Raw genomic sequence first — 25,847 nt, forward strand, 5'->3', positions numbered from 1 at the left:
TGAGGTCGCGGACGTCCCGGCACCTCACGACCCGGGGCCGACCGACCGGCGGCAGGGTGGTTCACGCCCGTCGGACCGTCCGGTCAGGTCGGACGGGCGTGGATTCGGGGGCTGAGAACGGGACGGGCACGGGGGCCCGGGCTACATGGGCATGCCGCCGCCGGGGACCGTGCCGTCGGCCTCGGTCACCAGGAAGACACCGGACATCCCCATGTCCGAGTGGCTCTGGACGTGGCAGTGGTACATCCAGGCGCCCGCGCCGACCCGTTCGCCGGCGATCACCTGGAACCCGAAGGAGTCCGCGGGGCCGGTCGTCCTGGTGTCGATGACGCGGCTGACGTCCTGCGGACCGTCCAGGATCCCGGTGCGGTTGTCCACCCAGCGGTGGCCGTGCACGTGGAAGGTGTGGAAGAAGTCGCCGTGGGTGATCACGACGAACTCCACCCGCTCGCCGCGGACGGCCTTGAAGGTGGGGGTGTCGGGAGCGGTCTTGTTGTTGATCGTCATGTCGTTGAAGACGACCGTGAACTGCTTGTCGGGCAGCACATCGCCCTTGCGCCGCACCACCACGGGGCCGTACAGCCCCTTCTTGATCCCGCCGGTGCCGTGCTCGGTGCCCACGTTGTGGTCGTGGTAGTGCCAGTAGCCGGCGCTTCCGGCCTCCCAGGTGCCGTCGTGGCGTCTGCCCGGGGCGTGGCTGCGCCAGACGTAGGTGCGCCGGTCGCCCGGCTGGACGACGCTGTCGTTCATCTTGGTGCCGTCGCTGGCGGTGTCGTAGTCCAGGCCGTGCACGTGCAGGCTGGCGGCGACGTCGAGGTTGTTGACCACCTCGATGTTCATGGTGTCGCCCTCGGTCAGTTCGATGAGCGGGCCCGGAATCGTCGCCTGACCGGGGTGGAGGCCGTAGCCCATCTCCCCGTTCGGCAGCCTCTCCATGTACAGCGTCAGATTGCGGACCTCGCCGCCCTTGTCGTCCGCAGCGGGTTTGTCCGAGGGCGCGGCGGCGGCGGTGCCGCCGAGCACCGCGGGGGCGACGGCCGCCGCCACGGCCGAGGTGGCGAACGATCGGCGGGAGAAGAGGCGTCGCGTGCCTGCGCCTGAGTCGGTCATCGCTCTCCAATCCGCGACAGGCGTGGGTGCCTGCAGGCGTTTCGTGGTCGTGAGGTGCGCCGCCCCAGGCAACACAGCATCCGGACGCGGCGGTTTGCGGTGGTGCGCCGGGCGTTGGGCCCCGCGGGGGCCGGCAGAGGACTCGTCGGTGGGTGGCGCCGATCCGGTGCCGTCCGTCCGGCGGGTGCGGCGGTACGGCCGAGACCGGCTCGGCAAGGCGAGGCGAACTGCGCCTCGGAACGGCCTCACCGTAACGGGGCTTCTCCAGTTTTTCCAGACTCAGGTCAAAGTTGGTCGGGTTGCGGTCATAGACCTTGGCGGGTCGTCAAAAGACGGTTAGCTTCCCAGCATTGGCGCAATCCGAGAGAGCTGGGTGAGCCCCGCGCAACGGGCCCGCGGCAGCGCCGCTCCGGCACGGGGCGGAGCGAACGCCGCTCGCTCGTTCGCGTGACCGCGGCCGGTCGCCGTCGTCACGCCCCGGTGATCACCCGCAACTGACTCACCGTGCCGTTGAGTTCAGGGCGTCGGTCAGGTGACGGACCGTGCGCCGTCGCCGCCCGGACCGAGCTCCGCGCGGCACCCGGCCGGACGGGCCACGACACGGTCGTCCTGGCGGCCGGCCGTCCACCCGGCGGGACCGCCGAACCGTGCGCGGTACCGCAACAAGCGATTCGCGAAAGGTGCAGCGGTGTTCAGAAGACTGCTCCATGCCCAGACGGATCCGCCCCCCGCCAGATCCGCGCCACGGGGCCGGTTCAGCCCCCACCCGGCGTTGGTGGCCCTGGTGGCCCTGGTGCTCACGGCGTTCTCGTTGGCCGCGCCGGCCGCGTACGCGGCGATGAGCCGGGACGCCGCCGCGGCACCGGCCCAGGTGCTCACCTGGACGGCTGGGGACGGTTACATGGGCTATACGTCCGCCCCCACCACCGCGGTGGCCGGCCCGGCGACGATCGTGTTCGAGAACAGCGCGGCCACCGGCAACACGACGGGGATGCCGCACACGCTGACGTTCGACACCTCCAACCCCGACTACAACACCGACGTCAGTCTCAACATCCAGGCGAGCCCGTCGGACTCCGGCGGAGGCCGTCACACGGCGGAGGTCACCCTGACCCCCGGTGTCTACCACTACTACTGCGCGATGCCGGGTCACATGATGTCGGGCGAACTGACCGTCACCGCTGCCCCCGGTAACGACACCACCGCGCCGGACACATCGGCCTCCGTCTCGGGCACGAAGGACGCCTCCGGGAACTACGTCGGCAGTGCGACGGTGACGGTGTCGGCTTCGGATGCGGAGTCGGGTGTCTCGAAGGTCGAGTACTCGCTCGACAGCGGGGCTTATGCGGATTACGGCGCGCCGGTGCAGGTGAGCGGTGTGGGTCAGCACACGGTGGCGTTCCGGGCGACGGACAAGGCGGGCAACACGTCGGCGGTGAAGTCGGTGTCGTTCACGGTGGTGGCGGCTCCGCCCGAGGACACGACGGCGCCGGAGACGTCGGCGACGGTGTCGGGGACGAAGGACGCCTCCGGGAACTACGTCTCCAGCGCGACGGTGACTGTGACGGCCTCGGACGCGGAGTCGGGCGTGGCCAAGATCGAGTACTCGCTCGACAGCGGGGCCTACAAGGACTACAGCGCGCCGGTGCAGGTGAGTGGCGTGGGTCAGCACACGGTGGCGTTCCGGGCGACGGACAAGGCGGGCAACACGTCGGCGGTGAAGTCGGTGTCGTTCACGGTGGTGGCGGCTCCGCCCGAGGACACGACGGCGCCGGAGACGTCGGCGACGGTGTCGGGGACGAAGGACGCCTCCGGGAACTACGTCTCCAGCGCGACGGTGACCGTGACGGCCTCGGACGCGGAGTCGGGCGTGGCCAAGATCGAGTACTCGCTCGACAGCGGGGCCTACAAGGACTACAGCGCGCCGGTGCAGGTGAGTGGCGTGGGTCAGCACACGGTGGCGTTCCGGGCGACGGACAAGGCGGGCAACACGTCCGCGGAGCAGTCCGTGTCGTTCACGGTCGTGACCGCTCCGCCGCAGGACACCACTCCGCCGGACGTGTCGGCCTCCGTCTCGGGCACGAAGGACGCCTCCGGGAACTACGTCGGCAGCGCGACGATCACGGTGACGGCTTCGGACTCGGGGTCGGGCGTGGCCGCGACCGAGTACTCCCTGGACGGCGGCCCCTACCTGCCGTACTCCGCGCCGGTGGCGGTGAACAGAGCGGGGAGCCACACCTTCCTGTACCGGGCCACCGACAAGGCCGGCAACACGTCCACGGCCAAGTCGCTGACCCTGACCGTCGTCGACAGCAAGCCGCCCACCGACTGCCCTGAGACGGACGACCGTTCGACGGTGTTCGTCGGCACGGTCAACACGGGCATCCCGAACCGCGTCACGACGAACGGCTGCACGATCAACGAGCTGATCGAGGACCACCAGGCCTGGGCCAGCCACGGCGTGTTCGTGTCGTACGTCGAAAAGCTCGTCGCGGACCTCCGCCACGAGGGCGTCGTCGACCAGCGGGAAGCGGGCGACATCAAGAAGGCCGCCGGCCGGTCCGACGTCGGCAAGCCGCACACCGCGCGTACGGAACCGTGAGCTGACGGCCGCAACAGGCCTGATGGGGGTGGCACCGGCCGACCGCCCCACACCCCGTCAGGCCTGCGCGACTTCAACCGACCTTTGTCCACTACGAGATGAAAGTGCATCGGAATGCTGCACAAGTTCTTTCGTGTTCAGCACGACGGTGCTACGGTTTTTTTGAAAGTCGCGCCCCAAAGTGCCGGGCGTGTGCACGACTTCGGCGACGACGGGAGGGGCGGCGTGAGGCGTATGACGGCTCGACCGGCCAATGTCCACCAGGCCGGGCTGCTCCGCCTGCTGCGCGACCTCGGTCCGCAGTCCCGGGTCGCCCTGGGTGACCGGGTCGAGCTGTCGCGCTCCAAGCTCGCGGTGGAGATCGACCGGCTGCTGGAGACGGGCCTCGTCGTCCAGGACGGTCTCGCCGCTTCCCGCGGCGGTCGCCGCTCGCACAACGTCCGGATCGCCCCCAGCCTGCGGTTCCTCGGCGTGGACATCGGCGCCACCTCGGTGGATGTCGCGGTCACCAACGCGGAGTTGGAGGTCCTCGGCCATCTGGCCGAGCCGCTGGACGTGCGTGACGGTCCGGTGGCCGTGTTCGAGCGGGTGCTCGCCCTGGCCGCCAAGCTGCGCGAGGCGGGCCTGGCGGAGCACTTCGACGGCGCCGGGATCGGCGTGCCGGGACCCGTCAGGTTCCCCGAGGGCGTCCCCGTCGCACCGCCGATCATGCCCGGTTGGGACGGCTTCCCCGTCCGCGAGGCGCTGAGTCAGGAGCTCGGCTGCCCCGTCCTCGTCGACAACGACGTGAACCTGATGGCCCTGGGGGAGCAGCAGGCCGGTGTCGCCCGATCCGTACGTGACTTCCTGTGGGTCAAGATCGGGACCGGCATCGGCTGCGGCATCGTGGTGCGCGGCGAGGTCCACCGGGGTGTCACCGGCAGCGCCGGCGACATCGGGCACATCCAGGTGGACCCGGACGGGCCGCCGTGCGCCTGCGGCAACATCGGTTGCCTGGAGGCGTACTTCGGCGGCAACGCCCTGGCGCGCGACGCGACCGCGCTCGCCGAGTCGGGCCGCTCGGTGGAGTTGGCCGGGCGGCTGGAGGGGACCGGACGGCTGACCCCCGAGGACGTGTCGGCAGCCGCCGGCGCCGGGGACGCCGCCGCCCTCGAACTGATCCGCACGGGTGGAAGCCGCATCGGCCAGGTCATCGCGGGCCTGGTCAGCTTCTTCAACCCCGGCCTGGTGGTCATCGGGGGAGGGCTCACCGGGCTGGGGCACACCCTCCTGGCCAGCATCCGCACCCAGGTCTACCGGCAGTCCCTGCCGTTGGCGACCGGCAACCTGCCGATCGTTCTCGGCGAACTCGGCCAGGCCGCCGGCGTCGTCGGCGCCACCCGGCTGATCAGCGACCACGTCTTCTCACCGGCCTGACGCACCCGCGCGCGGCCGGAATCCGTTCCCCGCGAACGGACGCGTTGCCCGCGTCCGTTGCCCGCGCCCACAAGCATTCCTCAGGAGCGCCTATGGACAGTCAGCACGGCTCGCCCGCGATCGGGGTGGGCATGGTCGGATACGCCTTCATGGGCCGCGCGCACTCGCATGCCTGGCGTACCGCCGCCCGCGCCTTCGATCTGCCCATGCGCCCGGTCATGGCCGCCTTGGCCGGACGTGAGCGAGCTGCCTTGGAGGAGGCTGCCCGACGTCAGGCCTGGGCGGCGACCGAGACCGACTGGCGGGCCCTGATCGCCCGCCCCGACGTGCAGTTGGTGGACATCTGCACTCCCGGTTCCAGTCACGCCGAGATCGCGATCGCGGCGCTGGAGGCCGGCAAGCACGTGTTGTGCGAGAAGCCGCTCGCCAACACCGTCGAGGAGGCGGAGGCGATGGCCGCCGCCGCTGCCGCGGCCTCGCGGCGCGGTGTGCGCTCCATGGTGGGGTTCAGCTATCGACGCACACCGGCGCTCGCGCTCGCCCGCCGGCTCGTCGCCGAGGGCCGTCTCGGCGCCCTGCGGCACGTACGGGCGCAGTATCTCCAGGACTGGATCGTGGATCCGGAGTTCCCGCTGGTATGGCGGCTGCAGCGGGAGTACGCCGGTTCCGGCGCGCTGGGCGACATCGGCGCCCACATCGTCGACCTCGCCCAGTTCCTGGTCGGGGAGCCGCTGTCGGGAGTCTCCGCCCTGACCGAGACGTTCATCCGCGAACGGCCGCTGCCCACCGCATCGTCAGGGCTCGCGGCCGTCGCCGCCGGGGCCGCGCGGCGCGGACCCGTGACGGTGGACGACGCCGCCCTGTTCACCGGCCGGTTTCCCGGGGGCGCCGTCGCGTCCTTCGAGGCCACGCGGGTCGCCGCCGGCCGGAAGAACGCCCTGCGCATCGAGATCAACGGCGACCGCGGGAGCATCGCCTTCGATCTGGAGCGCCTCAACGAACTGGATTTCCACGACCACACCGAGCCGGCCGCGACGGCGGGCTTCCGGCGGATCCTGGTCACCGAACCCGAACACCCCTATCTCGAAGGGTGGTGGCCGCCGGGGCACGGACTCGGCTACGACCACACCTTCGTGCACCAGGTGCGCGACCTGATGCACGCCATCGTCGAGGGCCGGGACCCCGAGCCGTCCTTCGCCGACGGACTGCAGGTGCAGCGGGTGCTGGCAGCGGTGGAGCACAGCGCCGCGAACGGCAGCGTCTGGACGCCCGTCGCGCACGCGGGAGGTGCGCAGGGGAGCCCACCGCTGCCGTCCGGCACCGGCGACCCCGTCGCGGTCGCTCCCTGACCGTACTCGCGAAGCCGGCCGACTCCATGGTCCCGACGACGCCCCCCTCGCTCCGTCGATGAAAAGGAGGATTTCAGGGAAACTCCTGACGGGAATCGCACAATGGCACAACATTCTTCACGCCGGTCGACAAGGCTGGATGTGACGCACCGGGGTCAATCACCGTACGACAGGTGCCGGTAAGACAGGTGTCGGCAAAAGCCGGGGCATATTCGACGCGTGTGCTCCGGAAATACCTGTCTGCCTCGGTTCAAGGTCCGCACACCACTCGCGCCACCTATTCCGGGTTCTCGGGGTAACGGGCAGGCGGGGAGGGGTGCTTGGTCTCCCTGATGTCGAATGCCCAAAAGTGTTACACCAGTTGCCGCATCCGGCCACGATGGACCCGAACGGTTCGCGGACCCTTTTCAAACCGGGCGAGGAGAACTACCTTCCTCTCAGCCCGCCGGGCGACAGGGGGCGGTCTGTTCCGGAAAACCGGGACGCACGCTCGGCGCCAAAGGGAAACACCCTGACCCGGACCACCGAAGTCCACCGAAATGGAAATCGCCAAGGATCCACGACGGTCCCGTCCCGGGTCCCGGATCACCTGCCTCCACGACACGTCGGGCCCCTCACGAGCCTCCTCACCGAGGCCGTCCGCGAGGGCTCGGTGACGAGAAGCTGACGAACCGCCACAGGCCCTGTGCGGGCCGGCGGACACCGCACCAGAGGGAGACCCATGAGTGCCCCGCTGCTCGAGATGCAAGGCGTCGTCAAGGAGTTCCCCGGCGTCCGGGCCCTCGACGGTGTCGACCTCGACGTGGTCGCCGGAGAAGTGCACTGCCTGCTGGGCCAGAACGGCGCCGGCAAATCGACACTCATCAAGGTCCTCGCCGGCGCCCACCAGCCCGACGAGGGACACATCGCCTGGGAGGGCGAACCGGTGACCCTCCCCACCCCGACGGCCGCCATGCGCCACGGGATCGCCACCATCTACCAGGAACTCGACCTGGCCGACGGCCTGTCGGTGGCGGAGAACATCTACCTGGGACACGAGCGGTCCCGACTGGGGTTCACCCAGCGCTCGCGGATGCACGACGCCGCCCGGCAACTCCTGCGCAGGCTGGGGCACCCGGAGATCCCCGTCACGCGTGAGGTGGGCCAGCTGTCGGCGGCCGGCAAGCAGCTGGTGTCCATGGCACGCGCCCTCTCGCACGACGCGCGGCTCATCATCATGGACGAGCCCTCCGCCGTCCTCGCCCATGACGAGGTGGACAACCTCTTCCGCATCATCGGCGACCTCACCGCCGCCGGTGTGGCGGTCGTCTACATCTCCCATCGCATGGAGGAGATCCGCCGGATCGGGGACCGCGTCACCGTCCTCAAGGACGGCCGCACGGTCGCCCGGGGGCTGCCCGCGCGCACCACCCCCACCTCCGAACTGGTCTCGCTGATGACCGGCCGCACCGTCGAGTACGTCTTCCCGCCGAGGCCCGAAAGCCCCGGCTCGGACGAGCGGCCGGTGCTCCTGGAGGTCGAACACATCAGCCGCCCGGGGGAGTTCGACGACATCTCCTTCACCGTCCGGGCCGGCGAGATCGTCGGGCTGGCGGGTCTGGTCGGCTCCGGCCGCTCGGAGATCCTCGAAACCGTCTACGGAGCCCGGCGACCGGCCTCCGGGCGCATCAGCGTCGCGGGATCCGCCCTGCGGCCCGGCAGCGTCACCGCCGCCGTACGGGCGGGCCTCGGACTCGCCCCGGAGGAACGCAAGAGCCAGGCGCTCTTCATGCAGTCCTCCATCGCCCACAACGTGTCCATGTCCTCGCTGCGACGGTTCGCCCGCGCCGGGTTCCTCGACTCCCGCGGCGAACTGGCCGCCACGACGGAAGCGGTCCGCAGCCTCGACCTGCGGCCCCCCGACCCGACCCGGCCGGTGCGCACCCTCTCCGGCGGTAACCAGCAGAAGGCCGTCGTCGCCCGCTGGTTGCTCAAGGACTGCCGGCTGCTGCTGCTGGACGAGCCCACCCGCGGCGTGGACGTCGGAGCGCGGGCGGAGCTCTACACGCTCATCCGGCGGCTCGCGGACTCGGGAGTCGGTGTGCTCCTCGTCTCCAGCGAGGTGCCCGAGGTCCTCGGCCTCGCCGACCGCGTCCTCGTGATGCGCGAAGGGCGGGTGGTCCGCGAGGCCGCCGCCCTGGACCTCGACGAATCGAAAGTGCTCGACCTCGTCATGGAAGGGAGCTCCGCGTGAGCCAGCAGACCAGTCCCCCCGGCGGGAGCGGTCCGCTGCCCGCCACCGGCCAGGGATCCCCGACCGGATCCGTCCGGCAGACCGGCACATCCCCGGGCAAGGGCAGCAGGCCGTCCTTCCTCGGGCACATGGGCAGGGTGCGCAACCTCGGCCTGTTCGTCGTCCTCGTGCTGCTGTGCGTCATCGGTGCGCTGAGCTCGGGCAACTTCGCGACCAGGCAGAACGCCCTGGTCATCCTCACCAGCGCGGCCGTCATCGGGGTCATCACGATCGGGCAGACCTTCATCATCATCGGCGGTGGCATCGACCTGTCCGTCGGCGCGATCGTGGCGCTCGCATCCGTGTGGTGCACCACCGTGGCCACCCAGTCCTACGGACTCGGCGGCATGGTCTTCTGCGCGCTCGCCGTGGGCGCGGTCGTCGGCCTCGTCAATGGCCTGATCATCGCCTACGGCAACATCGTGGCGTTCATCACCACCATCGCCATGATGGCGAGCGCCCGCGGACTGGCCGAGCGGATCTCCGACCGGCAGTCCCAGGTGGTCACGGTCGAGTCGTTCAACTCCATCGCCTCCACTAAATGGCTCGGCATTCCGCTGCTGGTCTACATCCTGGCGGTGGCCGTGCTCGTCGGCTGGGTGCTGCTCAACCGCACCACCTTCGGCCGCCGGACGTTCGCCATCGGCGGCAACCAGGAGGCAGCCCGCCTCGCAGGCCTCGACGTGCGCCGTCACACCGTGGTGCTGTACGTCCTGTCCGGGCTGTGCTGCGGCATCGCCGCCATCATGCTGACCGCGCGGACCACTTCCGGGGCCAGCAACCTCGGCGACCTGTACGAACTGGACTCGATCGCCGCCGTGATCATCGGCGGCACCCTGCTGACGGGCGGCCGCGGCTCGCTCGTCGGCTCGATCCTGGGCGTCCTCGTGTTCACCACGATCACCAACATCTTCGTGCTGAACAACCTCACGACCGACATCCAGCAGATCGCCAAGGGCCTGATCATCGTCGCCGCCGTGCTGGTCCAGCGACGCGGCCGCAGCACCGTCACCCCGTAGCAGCGGCGCGGACGGCGGCTCCGTCCCGCTGTCGCCGCCCGCGCCGCCCCAGGCCCAGCCGCGCGGCACGTCCGCATCGACCACGGCAGGCACAACCCAGGCAGGACCCCGTCACTGGAAGGACTCAGCGAGATGGACAAGCGCGGACTCGGCGGACTGGACCGTAGAAGGCTCCTTTTCAGCGGCGCGGTACTCGGCGGCGGAGCCCTGGTCGCCGGCTGCACCAGCAACAAGAGCGACGCCTCCACCGACGACGTCAAGGCGGCGACCAAGGCCGGCACCGACAACGACAAGCCGGGCAAGACCGTGTCGATCGGGTTCTCGGCCCCGGCCGCCGACCACGGCTGGATGGCGGCCATCACCAAGAACGCCATGGCGCAGGCGAAGCAGTACTCCGACGTGCACTTCGAGGCCGTCGAGGGCACCAACGACGTCAACGCGCAGATCAGCCAGGTCCAGACGCTGATCGGCAAGAAGGTCGACGCCCTGGTGATCCTGCCCTTCGACGGCAAGGCGCTGACCGCCGTGGCCCAGCAGGCGATGGACGCGGGCATCCCCGTGATCAACCTCGACCGTGTCTTCGACTCCCCTCTGGCCTATCGGACGTGGGTCGGCGGCGACAACTTCGGCATGGGTCTCAACGCCGGCCTCTACATCGGCAAGGCCCTCAAGGCCAAGGGTGTCTCCTCGCCCGTGATCGGCGAGATCGCCGGGATCGACAACCTCGAACTCACCAAGCAGCGCAGCGCCGGATTCAAGCAGGGCCTGGCCAAGTACGGCTTCCGCGTGGGCATCCGGCAGGCCGCCAACTTCACCGCGGACTCCGGTCAGCAGGTGATGAGCAACGTACTGCAGGCACGCTCGCACCTCGACGCGGTGTGGAACCACGACGACGACCAGGGCATCGGCGTCGAGGCAGCCATCAAGCAGGCCGGCCGAAGCGAGTTCTTCATGGTCGGCGGCGCGGGCTCCAAGCACGCCATGCAGGAGATCAAGGCCGACAGCTCCGTACTCAAGGCCACGGTCGTCTACCCGTCGAACATGTCCGCCTCGGCCGTCAAGCTCGCCCGGCTCATCGCCCAGCACAAGGGCATGAGCGACCTCGTCGGGCAGGACCTGCCGTCCTCGCTGACCCTGTTCTCCGCCACCGTGACCAAGGAGAACGTCGACGAGTACCTTCCCGGCGCCTTCAGCTGACCCGGCACCCACCGTCCCCGCAACCCGGTCACGAAAGGTTGATGATGTCCCGCAGAGGTATCGTCGCGCTGCTCTCGGCAGCCGCTCTGGCCCTGCCGCTCGCCGCCACGAGCGCCGCCACCGCACACGCAGCGACACCGGCGTTCAAGGTGCTGGTGTTCTCCAGGACCACCGGTTACCGGCACGCCTCCATCCCCGATGGCGTCACGGCGATCGAGAAGCTCGGCCAGGACAACGGCTTCGCGGTCGACGCGACCGAGGACGCCACCCAGTTCAACGACGCCAACCTGGCCAAGTACCAGACGGTCGTCTTCCTCTCCACCACGGGCGACCCCTTGGACCAGCAGTCCGAGAAGGACGCCTTCCAGCGCTACATCGAGCACGGCGGCGGCTACGTCGGCATCCACGCCGCCGCCGACTCCGGCTACACCTGGGCCTGGTACGGCGGCCTGGTCGGCGCCTACTTCAGGGACCACCCGGCGATCCAGCAGGCGACGGTGAACGTCGCGGGCCAGGGCACCGCGGCCACCAGGGACCTGCCGAACCGCTGGACCCGCACCGACGAGTGGTACAACTACCGCTCCAATCCCCGCTCCGACGTGCGCGTCCTGGCCACCCTGGACGAGCGGACGTACGACCCGGTCGGCTACTCCGGCGGCTCGATGGGCGCGGACCATCCCATCTCCTGGTGCCACCCCTACGACGGCGGCCGCTCCTTCTACACCGGCATGGGCCACACCTCGGAGAGCTACACCGAGCCGCGGTTCCTGTCGCACATCCTCGGCGGCATCGAGATGACGGCCGGTGCGGCGAAGTTCAACTGCGCCCCGGACAGCACCGACTGACCGGCGCCGACGCACCCCGGCGCGCCCGCCGTCCGAGCGGGCGCGCCGGAGACGCGGTTTCCGCCCACCCGCACGTCGGCACAGCACAGCGAAAGGACCCACCTTGCCGTCGTCAACGACCGCCCGCCGCCGCACGGCACCGGTGAACCCGGACGCCGCCCGCGGATCCTCCTGCCGCGGGCTGCTCACCGGCACCGGCGCCGACCTCGGGCTCGTCCAACCGGCGGGCATGGTGGCAGTTCTGGTGACGGCGGGGCGTACGGCCTCCACCGACCCGACCCGGCGACTCGCCGACCGTATCCGCACCCAGGCCGGCGCCCGCGACACCCGGCAGGTCAAGGCGCTCACCGTGCAGGCGAGGGGCCTCGCCAGGCGGCCGGCTCCGGCGCTGCGACAGATGGCCGCCGCAGCCGTGCGCGCGCTCGACAGCGCCGAGGACTCCTACCGGCCGGCCCTCGGGGCGCCCGACTCCCCGGCGAAGCCGCTCGCCGCCGCGGCGGCCTCGCAGAGGCATCACGCCGTCGACGTCCGGTCGATCGAGGCCACCGAACCCGACGCGATCGACATCGACGCCGGGCTGGGCCACCAGCACGTCTTCCTGCGGATGACCCCCGACGGCCAGGCCCTGACCCCGGACGACCGGCCGGAGGGGAGCGGAAGCGGGTGACAGGGGACGGCGACATCGACAGCGAGGAACGAGGCGGCCGGGCGCGACCGCGCCCGACCGACGGAGGTGACGACATGTCAGATCAACGCAGTCGTACGGGCATATGGCTGGCGGGGGCGCGCGGATCGGTGGCCACCACGGTCATCGCCGGCACGGCCGCTCTACGGGCGGGGCTGGCCGGGCCGACCGGGTGCGTCACCGAGCAGCCGGGGTTCCCCGACGCCGGCCTGCCCGCCGTGTCCGACCTGGTCTTCGGCGGGCACGACGTGGCCTGCACGCCGCTGCCGAAGCGGGCCGAGCAGCTGGTCGCGGCCGGCGTGCTGCCCCACGGGCTGCCCGCTCTCGTCCACGACGACCTGGCCGCCGCCGACGCCGAGATACGCCCGGCCCCCCTCCCGGACGCGGACATGAGCCGGCTGGACGCCGTGGAAGCGATTCGGGCCGACATCGACGCCTTCCGCGAGCGGCACGGCCTCGCACGGGTGGTCGTCGTCAACGTGTCCTCGACCGAACCGGTGCTGACGGCGCACCCGGCGCACGCCTCGGCCGGAGCCCTGCGTGCCGCGCTCGCCGCCGGCGAGAACGTGCTGCCGCCCAGCTCCCAGTACGCCCTGGCGGCGATCGAGGCCGGATGCGCCCACGTCGACTTCACGCCGTCCACCGGCATGAGGATCCCGGCACTGCGGGAACTGGCCGAGGAGGCAGGACTGCCGTACGCCGGGAACGACGGCAAGACCGGGGAGACCCTGCTCAAAGCGACCCTCGGGCCGATGTTCGCCGCCCGGGGCCTGCGGGTGCGGACCTGGTCCGGCACCAACCTGCTCGGCGGCGGCGACGGCGAGACGCTCGCCGACCCGGCCGCGACGGCCAGCAAGGCGGCGTCCAAGCAGCACGTGCTCGGCAAGACACTGGGACACGCGGTCGAGGGCGAGGTCCACATCGACTACGTGCCCTCGCTCGGCGACTGGAAGACCGCCTGGGACCACGTGATGTTCGAGGGGTTCCTGGGCGTGCGGATGAATCTGCAGTTCACCTGGGCCGGTTGCGACTCGGCCCTGGCCGCGCCCCTGGTGCTCGACCTCGCCCGGCTGGCGGGCCGGGCGCATGAGCGGGGCATCTCCGGTCCCCTCGGCGAGCTGGCCTTCTTCTTCAAGGACCCCGTCGGCACCGATGAGCACGCCGTGATGACCCAGTACGAGACGCTGCGGACCTTCGCCGCCGGGCTGGGGGACCGGCGGTGACCCGCCCGCCCATGCTCCGGCCCGGCCGGGGCCCCGCCCGGAGGGGAGGCGGGGACACAGGGGCGGGCGCCGGGCCTGCCGGGATTCCGCACCCCGGATCAGTGGCCTCGGCGCCCGCCAGGGCCGCGACGTCGCCGGGCCGCCGCCTGCGGGACCTAGCCGAACTCGTGCGCGCTCCGGCCGCGTTCACCGTGCCGGGAGACGTCCTGGCCGGGGCTGCCGCCGCGGGCCGCCGCCCCGACCTGGCTGTGGCCGGTCTGGCCGCCTCCTCGGTCTGCCTGTACTGGGCCGGGATGGCGCTCAACGACTGGGCCGACCGCGATCTCGACGCGGTGGAACGCCCCGAGCGGCCGATACCCTCCGGCCGGGTGGCCGCACCCTTCGCCCTGGGCACCGCCGCGGCCCTGACCGCGGCCGCCCTCGGCCTGGCCGCGGTCGCCGACGGCCGTCGCGCGCTGACGGTCGCCGTGCCGCTCGCGGCGACCGTCTGGGGCTACGACCTGTGGGCCAAGTCCCGTCCTGTGGGCCCCGCGGTGATGGCGGCCGCCCGCGGACTCGACGTCCTGCTCGGGGCCCGCACGGGCCGGCTGCGGCCCGCCCTCCCGGCGGCCGTGACCGTCGCCGGGCACACCCTCGCCGTCACCACGCTCAGCCGCGCCGAGGTCACGGGCGCGGAACCACGCCTGCCCGGGGTGACACTCGCCGCCACCGCTGCCGTCGCGGCCGCGACGGCACTCCGCGCCCGCGCGGTCCGGCAGGGCACGGGCCGCCGGAGCCAACTTGCCGTCGCGGGCGGGCTCGCCGTCTACGGCGCGACGGCCGGCCGCGCCCAGGCGCACGCCGTCGCCGATCCTTCACCGGCAAAGGTCCGCAGGGCCGTCGGCGCGGGGATCCTCGGCCTGATCCCGCTGCAGGCCGCGCTCACCGCGGGCACGGGCGCGGTGCGCTCCGCACTCCCGCTCGCCGCGGCCTTTCCGCTCGCGCGGGCCCTCGCAAGGAGGGTGTCCCCGACATGACCGCATCCCGCCACGTCGACACCACGTTCGCTGAGCCCGTCCTGCGCTACGGGTTCGGCACCAACGGCTTCGCCAACCACCGACTGGAGGACGCGCTCACCGTCATCGCCGAACTCGGCTACGACGGAGTGGCCCTCACCCTCGACCACCACCACCTCGATCCCTTCGCGCCCGGCCTGGCCGCGCGGACGACGGCCCTCGCCCGGCGGCTGGACCGTCTCGGGCTCAGCGTGGTGATCGAGACCGGAGCACGCTACCTGCTCGACCCCTGGCACAAGCACGAGCCCACCCTGCTCGCGACCGAAGGACGCGAACGCAGGGTCGATTTCCTGCGCCGGGCGGTGGCCGTCGGCGCCGACCTCGGCGCGCAGGCCGTGTCCTTCTGGGCGGGTGTCAGGCCCGCGCAGCTCGACCCGCGGTCGGCCTGGGACCGGCTGGTCGCCGGATGCGCCGAGGTCGTCGAGGCGGCGGAGAGGGCGGGCGTCCCGCTGGGCTTCGAACCGGAACCGGGGATGCTCGTGGAGACCCTCGACGAGTACACGAGGCTGGCCGCGGCGCTCGGCGACCCGGCCCCGTTCGGCCTGACCCTCGACATCGGCCACTGCCGCTGCCTGGAGCCGTACCCGGTGCCCGAGTGCGTGCGCCGGGCCGGGAACCGGCTGGTCAACGTGCAGATCGACGACATGCGCCGGGGCACCCACGAGCACCTGGAGTTCGGCAGCGGCGAGATCGACTTCCCGCCGGTGCTAAGCGCCCTCGACGAGGTCGGCTACCGCGGGCTGGTCGCCGTCGAGCTGCCCCGGCACAGCCACGACGCCCCGGGAGTGGCCCGCCGCTCCCTGGACTTCCTGCGGTCGTGCGACCCCGCGGTCCGTCGCGAGGAGGAGATGGCATGACACCCGACCACCTCGGAACCGCCCTGACCGACCGGATCACCCAGAAGGGCTGGAAGTGGCTCACCGGTGCGTGCGCCTCGGTGGCCGCCGACCCCGCGGTCGTCGGCGGCCTGTTCCCGCTGGCCGGACGCCGATGCGGACGGGTTCGGCTGGATCCCGGCGACCCGTACGGCTGGACGGTGGACGACGCGGCCCGCTGCCTCCTGCTGGCCGCGCTGCCCTTGACCGGCACCCCGTTGCTGGAGCAGATCGGGGCGCTCTACCGGACCGGTGACGCGGCCGAACGGCGTGCCGTGCTGCGCGCCCTGCCGTTGCTCCCCGTCGGCGACGGCGCGCTGCCCCTCGTGCGCGACGCCCTGCGCACCAACGACACACGGCTGATCGCGGCGGCCCTCGGCGACTACGCGACCGACCACCTGGACGCGGAAACCTACCGCCAGGGCGTGCTCAAGTGCGTCTTCACCGGCATCCCGCTGACCGCGCTGCCGGGCCTGCCCGGCCGGGCGGACGCGGAAATGGCCCGCATGATGGCCGCGTACGCCCACGAGCGGACCGCGGCGGGCCGCGAGGTGCCCGCCGACATCGGGCCGATCCTCGCGCTCTTCCCGGACGTACCGGTACCCGGCCACGGGGACCTGGAACCCGTCCCCACCGCGACCACCGACCGTCCCAGCCCCCGGGAGGCGTGATGCGCATCTTCGACCCGCACATCCACATGACCTCGCGCACCACCGACGACTACGAGGCGATGCACGCGGCCGGCGTACGCGCCCTGGTGGAGCCCGCCTTCTGGCTCGGCCAGCCGCGCACCTCCGTCGGCAGTTTCCTGGACTACTTCGACTCCCTCATCGGCTGGGAGCCGTTCCGCGCCGCCCAGTTCGGCATCCGCCACCACTGCACCATCGCCCTCAACCCCAAGGAGGCCAACGACTCGCGCTGTGCGGAGGTGCTCCAGCACCTCCCGCGCTATCTGCTCAAGGACGGCGTGGTCGCCGTCGGCGAGATCGGCTACGACTCGATGACGCCGGAGGAGGACGAGGCGTTCGCCGCCCAGCTGCAGCTCGCGGTCGCCCACGATCTGCCGGCGCTGGTCCACACACCGCACCGTGACAAGGCCGCGGGCGTCGACCGCACCCTCGCGGTGGTGAAGGAATCGGGGATCGCCCCGGAACGGGTACTCGTCGACCACCTCAACGAGGTGACGGTACGTCAAGTCATCGGTACCGGCTGCTGGATGGGGTTCTCCATCTATCCCGACACCAAGATGGACGAGCGTCGCATGGTCGCCGTGCTGCGCGAGTTCGGCACCGAGCGGATCCTCGTCAACTCGGCCGCGGACTGGGGGAGGAGCGACCCGCTGAAGACCCGGAAGACCGGGGACGCCATGCTCGCGGCGGGCTTCACCGCCGACGACGTGGACACCGTCCTGTGGCGCAACCCCGTCGCCTTCTACGGTCAGAGCGGCAAGCTGGAGCCGGCCGAGTCGGAGGCGCCGGGCGCCGACGCCACCTACGAGGGCAACTCCGTGTTGCGCGGCGCCCGGGCGGAGGTGTAACCGTGCGTCTGCTCCACCCCGACGGCACGGTCGTGCATCTCGCGTACTGCACCAACGTCCACCCCGCCGAGGACCTCGACGGGGTGCTCGCCCAACTGGCCCGGCACGCCGAGCCGGTACGCGAGCGGCTGGCTGTGCCCGTCCTCGGCCTGGGCCTGTGGCTGGCCCGCGACGCCGCGGCGGCCCTCGCCGCGGACGACGGCGCGGTCGGCATGCTCCGCCGGGAGCTGACCGCCCGCGGTCTTGAGGTCGTCACGCTCAACGGCTTTCCCTACCGAGGCTTTCACGACCCCGTCGTCAAGCACGCCGTCTACCGGCCGGACTGGACCACGTCCGACCGGCTGCACTACACCCTCGACCTCGCCCGCGTGCTCGGGGCGCTGCTGCCCGACGACGCCGCGTACGGCAGTGTCTCCACCGTGCCGCTGGCCTGGCGGACCCCGTGGACGGCCCGGCAGGCCGACGAGGCCGCCCGTACGCTCGACGCACTGGCCGGCGGCCTGGCCGCCCTCGCCGCCGACACGGGCCGCACGATCAAGGTCGGCCTGGAACCCGAGCCGGGCTGTGTCGTCGAGACCTCCGCCGAGGCCGCCCGGCACCTGGCCCACGTGGACACCGACCGCATCGGCATCTGCCTGGACGCCTGCCATCTGGCGGTCGGCTTCGAGGAGCCGAGCGCCGCACTCGCCCGCCTGGACACGGCCGGGCTCACGGTGGTCAAGACCCAGGCGTCCTGCGCCCTGCAGGCCGACGACCCGTCCGATCCGGCGACGCGAGCGGCTCTGGCCGCCTTCACCGAGCCGCGCTTCCTGCACCAGGTCCGCGAGCAAGGCACCCCGCCCAGGGCCGTGGACGACCTCGACGCCGCCCTCGCCGGGGGGCTGCCCGGCCGCGATCCCTGGCGTGTCCACTTCCACGTGCCGCTGCACGCCGACCCGGAGCCCCCGCTGACCACGACCCGCCCCGAACTGGAGGCGAGCCTCGCCGCCCTGCTCGGCGGAGACACCGCCCGAACCGCACACGTGGAGGCCGAGACCTACACCTGGGGGGTGCTCCCCGAGGCTGGCCGCCCGCAGGGCCCCGAGGCCCTCGCCGACGGCATCGCCGCCGAACTCGCCTTCACCCGCGACCATCTGATCGCGCTCGGCCTGAAGGAGGTCGCCCCATGAGCCCCACACCCCTGCTCGTCCTGGACGTGGTGGGCCTCACCCCCCGGCTGCTCGCCCACATGCCCCGACTGCGCGCCCTGGGCGAGGCGGGCTTCACCGCACGCCTCGACACCGCGTTCCCCGCCGTCACCTGCACCGTGCAGTCCACCCTGCTCACCGGGCAGCCCGCCACCGGCCACGGCATCGTCGGCAACGGCTGGTACTTCCGCGAGCTCGGCGAGGTGCTGCTGTGGCGGCAGCACAACGCCCTCGTCGGCGGGGAGAAGCTGTGGGACGCGGCCCGGCGCTCCCACCCCGGCTACCGCGTCGCCAACATCTGCTGGTGGTACGCGATGGGCGCCGACGTCGACCTCACCGTCACCCCACGCCCCATCTACTACTCCGACGGCCGCAAAGAGCCCGACTGCTACACCCACCCCCCGCAGCTGCACGACGAACTCACCGGAAGGCTGGGCACGTTCCCGCTGTTCACCTACTGGGGGCCGACCGCCTCCCTCACCTCCTCACGGTGGATCGTCGAAGCCGCCCGCCACATCGTGGCCACCCACGCCCCCGACCTCACGCTCGTCTACGTCCCCCACCTCGACTACGACCTGCAGCGCTACGGTCCCGACGATCCCCGCGCCGCCGCGGCGGCCGCCGACGTCGACCGGGTCCTCGCCCCGCTGCTCGACGCCGCCGCCACGCGCTCGACCACCGTGGTCGCCCTCTCCGAGTACGGCATCACCCACGTCTCCAGGGCGGTGGACATCAACCGCGTACTGCGCCGGGCCGGGCTGCTGCACGTCCACACCCAGGACGGCATGGAATACCTCGACCCGTGGACGTCGGCCGCCTTCGCCGTCGCCGACCACCAGGTCGCCCACGTCTACGTCGCCGACCCGGCCGACACCGAGCGCGTCCGCGAACTGCTGGCCGGCACCGACGGCGTGGCCGAGGTGCTCACCGAGGCAGGCAAGAAGGCGTACGGCATCGACCACCCGCGTGCCGGGGAGCTGGTCGCGGTCGCCGAGCCCGACGCGTGGTTCACGTACTACTACTGGCTCGACGACGACCGCGCCCCGGACTTCGCCCGCCTCGTCGAGATCCACCGCAAGCCCGGCTACGACCCGGCCGAGCTGTTCATGGACCCCAAGGACCCCAAGGTCAAACTGCGCGCCGCCGCCGCGCTCGCCCGCAAGAAGCTCGGCATGCGCTACCGCATGAGCGTCGTCCCCCTCGACCCGTCCCCGGTACGCGGCAGCCACGGCCGGCTGCCCGACCACCCCGCCGACGGCCCCGTACTGCTGTGCTCCCGGCCCGGCGAGGCCCGCGACCACTACGACGCCACCGAGGTCAAGGACCTGCTACTGCGCCTGGCCGGGCTCACGCCGGGCGCATCCCCGACCCCCTGACCGCACCGACCGACGAACCGAGCTACCGAACCACCGGAGGAACCGATGCCACGCCCGATCACCCTGTTCACCGGTCAGTGGGCCGACATGCCGTTCGAGGAGGTGTGCCGGCTGGCCGCCAAGTGGGGGTACGACGGGTTGGAGATCGCCTGCTGGGGCGACCACTTCGAGGTCGACAAGGCCCTGGCCGACGACGACTACATCCCGCGCCGCCGCGCCCTGCTGGAGAAGTACAACTTGCGCTGCTGGACGCTCTCCTGCCACCTGACGGGCCAGGCCGTGTGCGACCACCCCATCGACGAGCGCCACAAAGGCATCCTCCCCGCGCGTATCTGGGGCGACGGCGAGCCGGAGGGCGTCCGGCAGCGCGCCGCGCAGGAGGTCAAGGACACCGCGCGCGCCGCCGCCGCCTTCGGGGTGAAGACCGTCGTCGGCTTCACGGGTTCCTCGATCTGGCACACGGTGGCGATGTTCCCGCCGGTTCCGCCGGAGATGATCGAGCGCGGCTACGTGGACTTCGCCGAGCGGTGGAACCCCATCCTCGACGTCTTCGACGAGGTCGGCGTGCGCTTCGCCCACGAGGTCCACCCCTCGGAGATCGCCTACGACTACTGGACGACGGTGCGCACCCTGGAGGCGATCGGCCACCGGGAGGCGTTCGGGCTCAACTTCGACCCGTCGCACTTCGTCTGGCAGGACCTGGACCCGGTCGGCTTCCTCTGGGACTTCAGGGACCGCATCTATCACGTGGACTGCAAGGAGTCGGTCAAGCGGTTCAACGGCCGCAACGGCCGCCTCGGTTCCCATCTGCCGTGGGCGGACCCGCGCCGCGGCTGGGACTTCGTCTCCACCGGGCACGGGGACGTGCCCTGGGAGGCGTGCTTCCGGATGCTCAACTCGATCGGGTACGACGGGCCCGTCTCGGTGGAGTGGGAGGACGCCGGCATGGACCGCCTGGTCGGCGCCCCGGACGCCCTGCGGTTCATCCGCAAGCTCGTGGCGATCGAGCCGTCGGCCCAGTCCTTCGACTCGGCCTTCTCCTCGGGCGACTGACGACCGGCCCGACGCCACCACGACCGTACCGTCGTGGCCGCAACCCCCTCGGGCACCAGCGGAGACCCCTGTTCATCAGGGGTCTCTTGCATGCCCATCACCGACGCCCACCAGGACAGCGCCACCCAGGTGAGCCAGGTGCGGAACTTCATCCAGCAGAAGGTCGACGTCCTGATCCTCTCGCCCAACGAGCCGGCCCCGCTGACCGCCGCGGTGCAGCAGGCGTGCAACGCGCGCATCCCGGTCATCGTCCTGGACCGCACCGTGAACACGGACCGCTACACGTCCTTCATCGGCGGCGACAACTACAAGATCGGCAAGATGGCGGGTCAGGCGGCGGTGCAGGCTTTGCCGCACGGCGGCAACGTGGCCGAACTGCAGGGCACCCTGTCCGACCAGCCGCAGATCGACCGCGACAAGGGCTTCAGAGACGCCATCGCCGGACACAACATCAACATCGTGTACCACCAGTAGGCGAAGTGGCTGAAGGCCAACGCCACCACGATCACGCAGCGTTGGCTCGACCAGGACAAGAAGATCGACCTCGTCTACGGCGAGAACGACGACATGGCCCTCGGCGCCGTCCTCGCCGCCCGCGGCGCCGGCAAGGCCGACGGCATCAAGGTCATCGGCATCGACGGCCTCGCCATCCCGACCGGAGGCATCCGCGCCGTACAGCTCGGCCAGATGTACACCACCTTCATCTACCCGACCGGTGCCCAGCAGGCGGCGGCCACCGCCGAGGCCATCGTGCACGGAAAGACCGTCGGCAAGAAGCAGACCCTGCAGACCACCCAGATCACCAAGGACAACGCCGCGGCCGTCTACAAGCTGTACGACATGTCGGCCAACCTCGGCTGACCCGGGCCGTCCCCCGGGACAGCGGCAAGAACCTATGGCTCCGGCCATGGGTTCTTGGCGTCGGCCGTGCCGCCGTTGTCGGTGGCGGGCGCTACGGTCTGCCCCGTGGACGGAGTACGGGCGGCGCTCGATCACGTGCTGGGCCTCATCGCGGACGCTCCCTGGAGCGCGAGCCTGGTCCTGCGCGGCAGCATGGCCATGCCGGCCTGGGTGGGGGATGCGGCGCGCCAACCCGCCGATCTGGACTGGGTGGTGCTGGAGGACCCCGTCGGGGTCGACGCGCTGGACCCGTACCCGTACGTCGACCGGCTGGAGATCGTGCAGCAGTGGCCCGAGGCCGCCTACGGCGCGGCGCAGTACGAGATGTGGACGTACGAGGAGTTCGACACAGGCGGGCAGCGGCCGCTGCTCCCGCCCGAAGGGCTGCACTGGCTGCACGAGGAGAACGCGACGGAGATGGGACCGCCGTACGCCGACCTGCTCGAACGCGTGGCCCGGCACCCGGAGGCCGCCCCGGGTCTCTTCCTCGACACGGAGACCGCGCGCGTCGACGGCACCTGGACGTACGCGTACTACGACACCCCGGGCGTGCGTCTGCTCATCCCCTGGCGTGCGGACGGCCTGCCGCCCGGCGAGGTGCGCCTGGACTTCGCCCGCGACGAACGGCTGCCCGAACCCCCGGTGTGGACCCTGATACCGCGCGGCGACGGCGGAAGTCCCGTCCCGGTGCGCACGGCGAGCCGCGAGCTGTCCCTGGCATGGAAACTGCTGTGGCTGCACACCGACAGCCGGGACGGACGCCGCGCCCAGGGCAAGGACCTGTACGACGCCGTCCTCCTCGCCGAGGCCGAGGGCACCTTGCCGCTCCCGCCGCGCCTGCTGCGGAAGGTCTTCGACCGGGCGGCGACACCCGCGGACCCACACGCCCTCGACCCGGCCGCGGTGCTCCGGTGGGACGTGGACTGGACCGCGTTCCAGGAGCGGCACCCCACCGTGCGGGGGACGGCGGAGGACTGGCTCCGTCGCCTGTCGGAGGCGCTGGCACCGCTCACCGGGAAGCGGGCCTTCCGCACGCCTGGGATACGTCACGCTCGCTGACGCGCCACAAAAATCACGTGCCCCCGGTCGCCTGCCTCTCGTACCGTCGTCCCGTACCGAGCGCCGCCACGACCGTACGGCGGCGCCTGTCGTCCGACACAGAGGGGAGCCCGGCCGTGCGCGCACGCACCGCTGTCGTCGCTCCCCGTTCCCGGTACGAGGTGATCCTCGTGTCCCGGTGGTGCCGGTGCCCGCTGCGCGGCCGGCACCGGACGCCCGTGACGTCCCGCTGATCTCGGACGCACGGGTAATCGCGCTGCCCTTTTCCCGATTCGGGCCTCAATGTCAGGCCTGATCCCCAGAAAGGCCCTGGGCCGTGCGCACCAACACCACCACCCTCGCCGCCGTCCGCAACCTCGGCATCCTCGCCCACGTCGACGCGGGCAAGACCACCGTCACCGAGCGGATCCTGTTCGCGACGGGCACCACCCACAAGCGGGGCGAGGTGCACGACGGCACCACCGTCACCGACTTCGACCCGCAGGAACGCGACCGTGGCATCACCATCTTCGCCGCCGCCGTGAGCTGCGCCTGGGACGGGCACCGCATCAACCTCATCGACACCCCGGGCCACGTCGACTTCGCCGACGAGGTCGAGCGCTCCCTGCGCGTCCTCGACGGGGCGGTCGCCGTGTTCGACGCCGTCGCCGGGGTCGAGCCGCAGAGCGAGTCGGTGTGGCGGCAGGCCGACCGGCACGGCGTGCCGAGGATCGCGTTCGTCAACAAGATGGACCGGGCGGGCGCCGACCTCGACCGGGCCGTCGCGTCCATCCGGCAGCGACTGCATCCCGTACCGCTCGTCGTCCAGCTTCCCATCGGCGCGGAGGACGAGTTCACGGGTGTGGTGGACCTCGTACGGATGCGCTCGCTGGTCTGGCCCGACGGCGCGGGTACGGCCGTGGAGGGGCCCGTGCCCGAGTCGCTGCGCGAGGAGGCGGTACGGCGGCGCCGGGCGCTGGAGGAGACCGTGGCGGAGCTGCACCCGGCCGCCCTGGAGGAGTTCTGCGACCGGGAGACGCTGAGCGCCGGCACCCTCGCCGCCACCCTGCGGGACCTCACCCGCACCGGGGACGGCGTGGTCGTCCTGTGCGGCTCCGCCTACCGCGACCGCGGCATCGAACCGTTGCTCGACGCGGTCGTGGCCTACCTGCCCTCGCCGCTGGACGTCCCCGCCGTACGCGGCGACCACGAGGGGACCGGGCAGGAACGCCCCGCCGATCCCGAAGTGCCGTTCGCGGGGCTCGTGTTCAAGGTGAACGCGAGCACCACCGGGCGGCTGGCCTACGTGCGCGTGTACTCGGGCACGATCGAGAAGGGAGACACCGTGTGGGACCCGGGCACTGGTCGCACCGAGCGCGTGGCGCGCATCGTGCGCGTCATGGCGGACCGGCACGACCGGCTCGACCGGGCGGTCGCCGGGGACATCGTCGCGCTCGCCGGGGTGAAGTCGGCGCGGGCCGGCTCCACGCTGTGCGACCCCGGCGCCCCACTGCTCCTGGAACCGCCGGTGGCCGCCGAGCCCGTGGTGTCCGTCGCGGTCGAGGCCCGGCGCGCCACGGACACCGGCCGGCTGGCGGCGGCGCTGGCACGGCTGGCCGAGGAGGATCCCTCGCTGGTGGTGCGCACCGACGCCGAGACCGGGCAGACCGTGCTGTCCGGCATGGGCGAACTGCACCTGGAGGTAGCGGTGGAGAAGATCCGCCGCGACGGGGGACCGGAGGTGGCCGTGGGCCGGCCTCGGGTCGCCTACCGCGAGACCGTCGTCGAGGGAGTGACCGGGTTCGTGTTCCGGCACGTCAAACAGGACGGTGGGGCCGGGCAGTTCGCCCACGTCGTGCTCGACGTGGAGCCACTCGGGCCCGAAGTCGGCGCCACCGGCTTCGAGTTCCGCTCCACCGTGGTCGGCGGAGCGGTGCCGCAGGAGTACGTGCGCGCGGTGGAGGCGGGATGCCGGGACGCGCTCGCCGAGGGCCCGCGGGACGGGCACCCGGTGACCGGGCTCCGCGTCACGCTCACCGACGGCTCCACCCACGTGAAGGACTCCTCCGACACGGCCTTCCGCACCGCCGGCCGGCTCGGGCTCCGCGCGGCCCTGCGCGTCTGTACGACGGCTCTGCTGGAACCGGTCGCCGAGGTCACGGTGACCGCGCCGGAGGAAGCCGTCGGCTCGGTCCTCGGCGACCTGGCGGCCCGGCGTGGCCGGGTCGGCGGCTCCGAGACCCGGGGCGGCGCGGCGGTCCTGACCGCGACCGTTCCGCTGGCCGAACTGTTCGGCTACGCGACCCGGTTGCGCAGCCGCACCCAGGGCCGCGGCACCTTCACGACCCGGTCCACCGGCTACGCCCCGGCACCTCGACCGATGCCGGTCCGGTAGCAGACCGGGGCCCGCACCACCCGCCGGGGTCGGCCGGTGGTGCGGGCCCCATGGCGGCGCTCCGGCTCCGCTCGGTCGTGGCGGGGGAGCGGGGCGTTCGGGGTGGCGGAGGTACGACATGGAGGTGCGGGAAGCGGATGGGCGGGGCCGGGGCCGGAACACCGGCTGGGGCTCGAACCGCGGGCTGGTGGATACCGAACCGTGTACCGGTACTGAACGGCATGCCGACGGGCTCCTCCTCCACCACCAACTCCTCACGCGCCCACCCTCACACCAACCTCCCCTCCACCGCCGCCCGCCAGGCCGGTGCCGTCTCTCCGTCCGGCGTCGGCCGTGGGCGTTGGCCGCCGGACGAGAAGAACGCGGCGAGAGGGAGGACCGCCGCGCCCACGGTCACCGCGTCCGGGCCCAGCCGGCCCAGTTCGATGCGGACGCGGCCCGCGGGGTGGCGCAGTGCTCGGGCCAGGGCGTGGGTGCGGACCTGTTCCAGGAAGGCGCCGCCGAGTTGCAGTCCGGCCCAGCCTCCGATCAGAACGCGCTCGGGCTGGAAGAGGTTGATCAGGTCGGACAGGCCGGCGCCGAGGTACTCGGCGGTCTCGGCGAGCACGGCCGCGGCCACCGGGTCGGGTTTTCGGTTGCGGTGCGGATCGGTTGTGGCCGTTGGGCCGACTGCGTTGCCGTGGTCGGGGCCGGTTGTGGTCGTTGGGTCGGTT

General features: G+C 71.9%; 20 protein-coding genes and 1 pseudogene. 19 read left to right on the forward strand and 2 right to left on the reverse strand.

Translation table 11 applies throughout. The features are described 5' to 3' along the window. Positions 1-141: 141 nt before the first annotated feature. On the reverse strand, positions 142-1,110 hold the full coding sequence (locus tag AB0M27_RS07075; protein WP_365718773.1) for a multicopper oxidase domain-containing protein: 969 nt from the start codon (positions 1,108-1,110) through the stop codon (positions 142-144). 688 nt (positions 1,111-1,798) lie between these two features. On the opposite strand from AB0M27_RS07075, the gene AB0M27_RS07080 reads away from it, so the two are divergent. From AB0M27_RS07080 to fusA, 19 genes and pseudogenes are all read left to right on the forward strand, one after another. Beyond that, complete coding sequence (locus tag AB0M27_RS07080) at positions 1,799-3,712, forward strand: Ig-like domain repeat protein (RefSeq protein WP_365718775.1); 1,914 nt, start codon at positions 1,799-1,801, stop codon at positions 3,710-3,712. A 234-nt stretch (positions 3,713-3,946) separates the two neighbouring features. After that, complete coding sequence (locus AB0M27_RS07085; protein WP_365718777.1) at positions 3,947-5,128, forward strand: ROK family protein; 1,182 nt, start codon at positions 3,947-3,949, stop codon at positions 5,126-5,128. Positions 5,129-5,220: 92 nt separating this feature from the next. Continuing rightward, the gene (locus AB0M27_RS07090; protein WP_365718779.1) at positions 5,221-6,477 is read left to right on the forward strand and encodes a Gfo/Idh/MocA family oxidoreductase; all 1,257 of its coding nucleotides are present in this window, start codon (positions 5,221-5,223) and stop codon (positions 6,475-6,477) included. A 721-nt stretch (positions 6,478-7,198) separates the two neighbouring features. After that, the gene (locus AB0M27_RS07095; protein WP_365718781.1) at positions 7,199-8,710 is read left to right on the forward strand and encodes a sugar ABC transporter ATP-binding protein; all 1,512 of its coding nucleotides are present in this window, start codon (positions 7,199-7,201) and stop codon (positions 8,708-8,710) included. Continuing rightward, a complete protein-coding gene (locus tag AB0M27_RS07100) occupies positions 8,707-9,768 on the forward strand; it encodes an ABC transporter permease (RefSeq protein WP_365718783.1) in 1,062 nt (353 codons plus the stop codon). Before AB0M27_RS07095 ends, AB0M27_RS07100 begins: the two co-directional genes overlap by 4 nt. Positions 9,769-9,900: 132 nt before the next feature. Continuing rightward, positions 9,901-10,965, forward strand: a complete 1,065-nt coding sequence (locus AB0M27_RS07105) for a substrate-binding domain-containing protein (protein ID WP_365718785.1) — start codon at positions 9,901-9,903, stop codon at positions 10,963-10,965. 41 nt (positions 10,966-11,006) lie between these two features. Continuing rightward, positions 11,007-11,810 (forward strand): ThuA domain-containing protein, encoded by an 804-nt coding sequence (locus tag AB0M27_RS07110; RefSeq protein ID WP_365718787.1) that lies wholly within the window; start codon positions 11,007-11,009, stop codon positions 11,808-11,810. A gap of 103 nt (positions 11,811-11,913) precedes the next feature. Then, positions 11,914-12,477, forward strand: coding sequence for a hypothetical protein (locus AB0M27_RS07115; protein ID WP_365718789.1), 564 nt, complete (start codon positions 11,914-11,916; stop codon positions 12,475-12,477). Between the two features lie 74 nt (positions 12,478-12,551). Further along, positions 12,552-13,718 (forward strand): inositol-3-phosphate synthase, encoded by a 1,167-nt coding sequence (locus AB0M27_RS07120; protein WP_365718791.1) that lies wholly within the window; start codon positions 12,552-12,554, stop codon positions 13,716-13,718. A 101-nt stretch (positions 13,719-13,819) separates the two neighbouring features. Beyond that, the gene (locus AB0M27_RS07125; protein WP_365718793.1) at positions 13,820-14,734 is read left to right on the forward strand and encodes an SCO3242 family prenyltransferase; all 915 of its coding nucleotides are present in this window, start codon (positions 13,820-13,822) and stop codon (positions 14,732-14,734) included. Then, entirely contained in the window at positions 14,731-15,630 is a 900-nt protein-coding gene (locus AB0M27_RS07130) for a sugar phosphate isomerase/epimerase family protein (RefSeq protein WP_365718795.1), read from the forward strand. Before AB0M27_RS07125 ends, AB0M27_RS07130 begins: the two co-directional genes overlap by 4 nt. Next, on the forward strand, positions 15,627-16,319 hold the full coding sequence (locus tag AB0M27_RS07135; protein WP_365718797.1) for an EboA domain-containing protein: 693 nt from the start codon (positions 15,627-15,629) through the stop codon (positions 16,317-16,319). Before AB0M27_RS07130 ends, AB0M27_RS07135 begins: the two co-directional genes overlap by 4 nt. Beyond that, positions 16,319-17,185 (forward strand): TatD family hydrolase, encoded by an 867-nt coding sequence (locus AB0M27_RS07140; protein WP_365718799.1) that lies wholly within the window; start codon positions 16,319-16,321, stop codon positions 17,183-17,185. The genes AB0M27_RS07135 and AB0M27_RS07140 overlap by 1 nt, the downstream gene beginning before the upstream one ends. 2 nt (positions 17,186-17,187) lie before the next feature. Next, entirely contained in the window at positions 17,188-18,354 is a 1,167-nt protein-coding gene (eboE, locus tag AB0M27_RS07145) for a metabolite traffic protein EboE (protein WP_365718801.1), read from the forward strand. Continuing rightward, positions 18,351-19,748, forward strand: coding sequence for a nucleotide pyrophosphatase/phosphodiesterase family protein (locus AB0M27_RS07150; protein ID WP_365718803.1), 1,398 nt, complete (start codon positions 18,351-18,353; stop codon positions 19,746-19,748). Before eboE ends, AB0M27_RS07150 begins: the two co-directional genes overlap by 4 nt. A gap of 45 nt (positions 19,749-19,793) precedes the next feature. Further along, positions 19,794-20,801: a sugar phosphate isomerase/epimerase family protein gene (locus AB0M27_RS07155; RefSeq protein WP_365718805.1), complete on the forward strand. Its 1,008-nt coding sequence runs from the start codon at positions 19,794-19,796 to the stop codon at positions 20,799-20,801. Positions 20,802-20,891: 90 nt separating this feature from the next. Beyond that, a pseudogene (locus tag AB0M27_RS07160) lies at positions 20,892-21,662 on the forward strand (substrate-binding domain-containing protein). 105 nt (positions 21,663-21,767) lie between these two features. After that, complete coding sequence (locus tag AB0M27_RS07165; RefSeq protein WP_365718807.1) at positions 21,768-22,760, forward strand: nucleotidyl transferase AbiEii/AbiGii toxin family protein; 993 nt, start codon at positions 21,768-21,770, stop codon at positions 22,758-22,760. A 316-nt stretch (positions 22,761-23,076) separates the two neighbouring features. Further along, positions 23,077-25,134: an elongation factor G gene (gene fusA, locus AB0M27_RS07170; RefSeq protein ID WP_365718809.1), complete on the forward strand. Its 2,058-nt coding sequence runs from the start codon at positions 23,077-23,079 to the stop codon at positions 25,132-25,134. A 268-nt stretch (positions 25,135-25,402) separates the two neighbouring features. Here fusA and AB0M27_RS07175 read toward each other — a convergent pair. Next, positions 25,403-25,847, reverse strand: a 445-nt coding sequence (locus AB0M27_RS07175) for an ROK family protein (RefSeq protein WP_365718811.1), incomplete at its 5' end; no start/stop codon positions are given.

Source organism: Streptomyces sp. NPDC052107 (assembly GCF_040680215.1).
GTDB lineage: Bacteria > Actinomycetota > Actinomycetes > Streptomycetales > Streptomycetaceae > Streptomyces.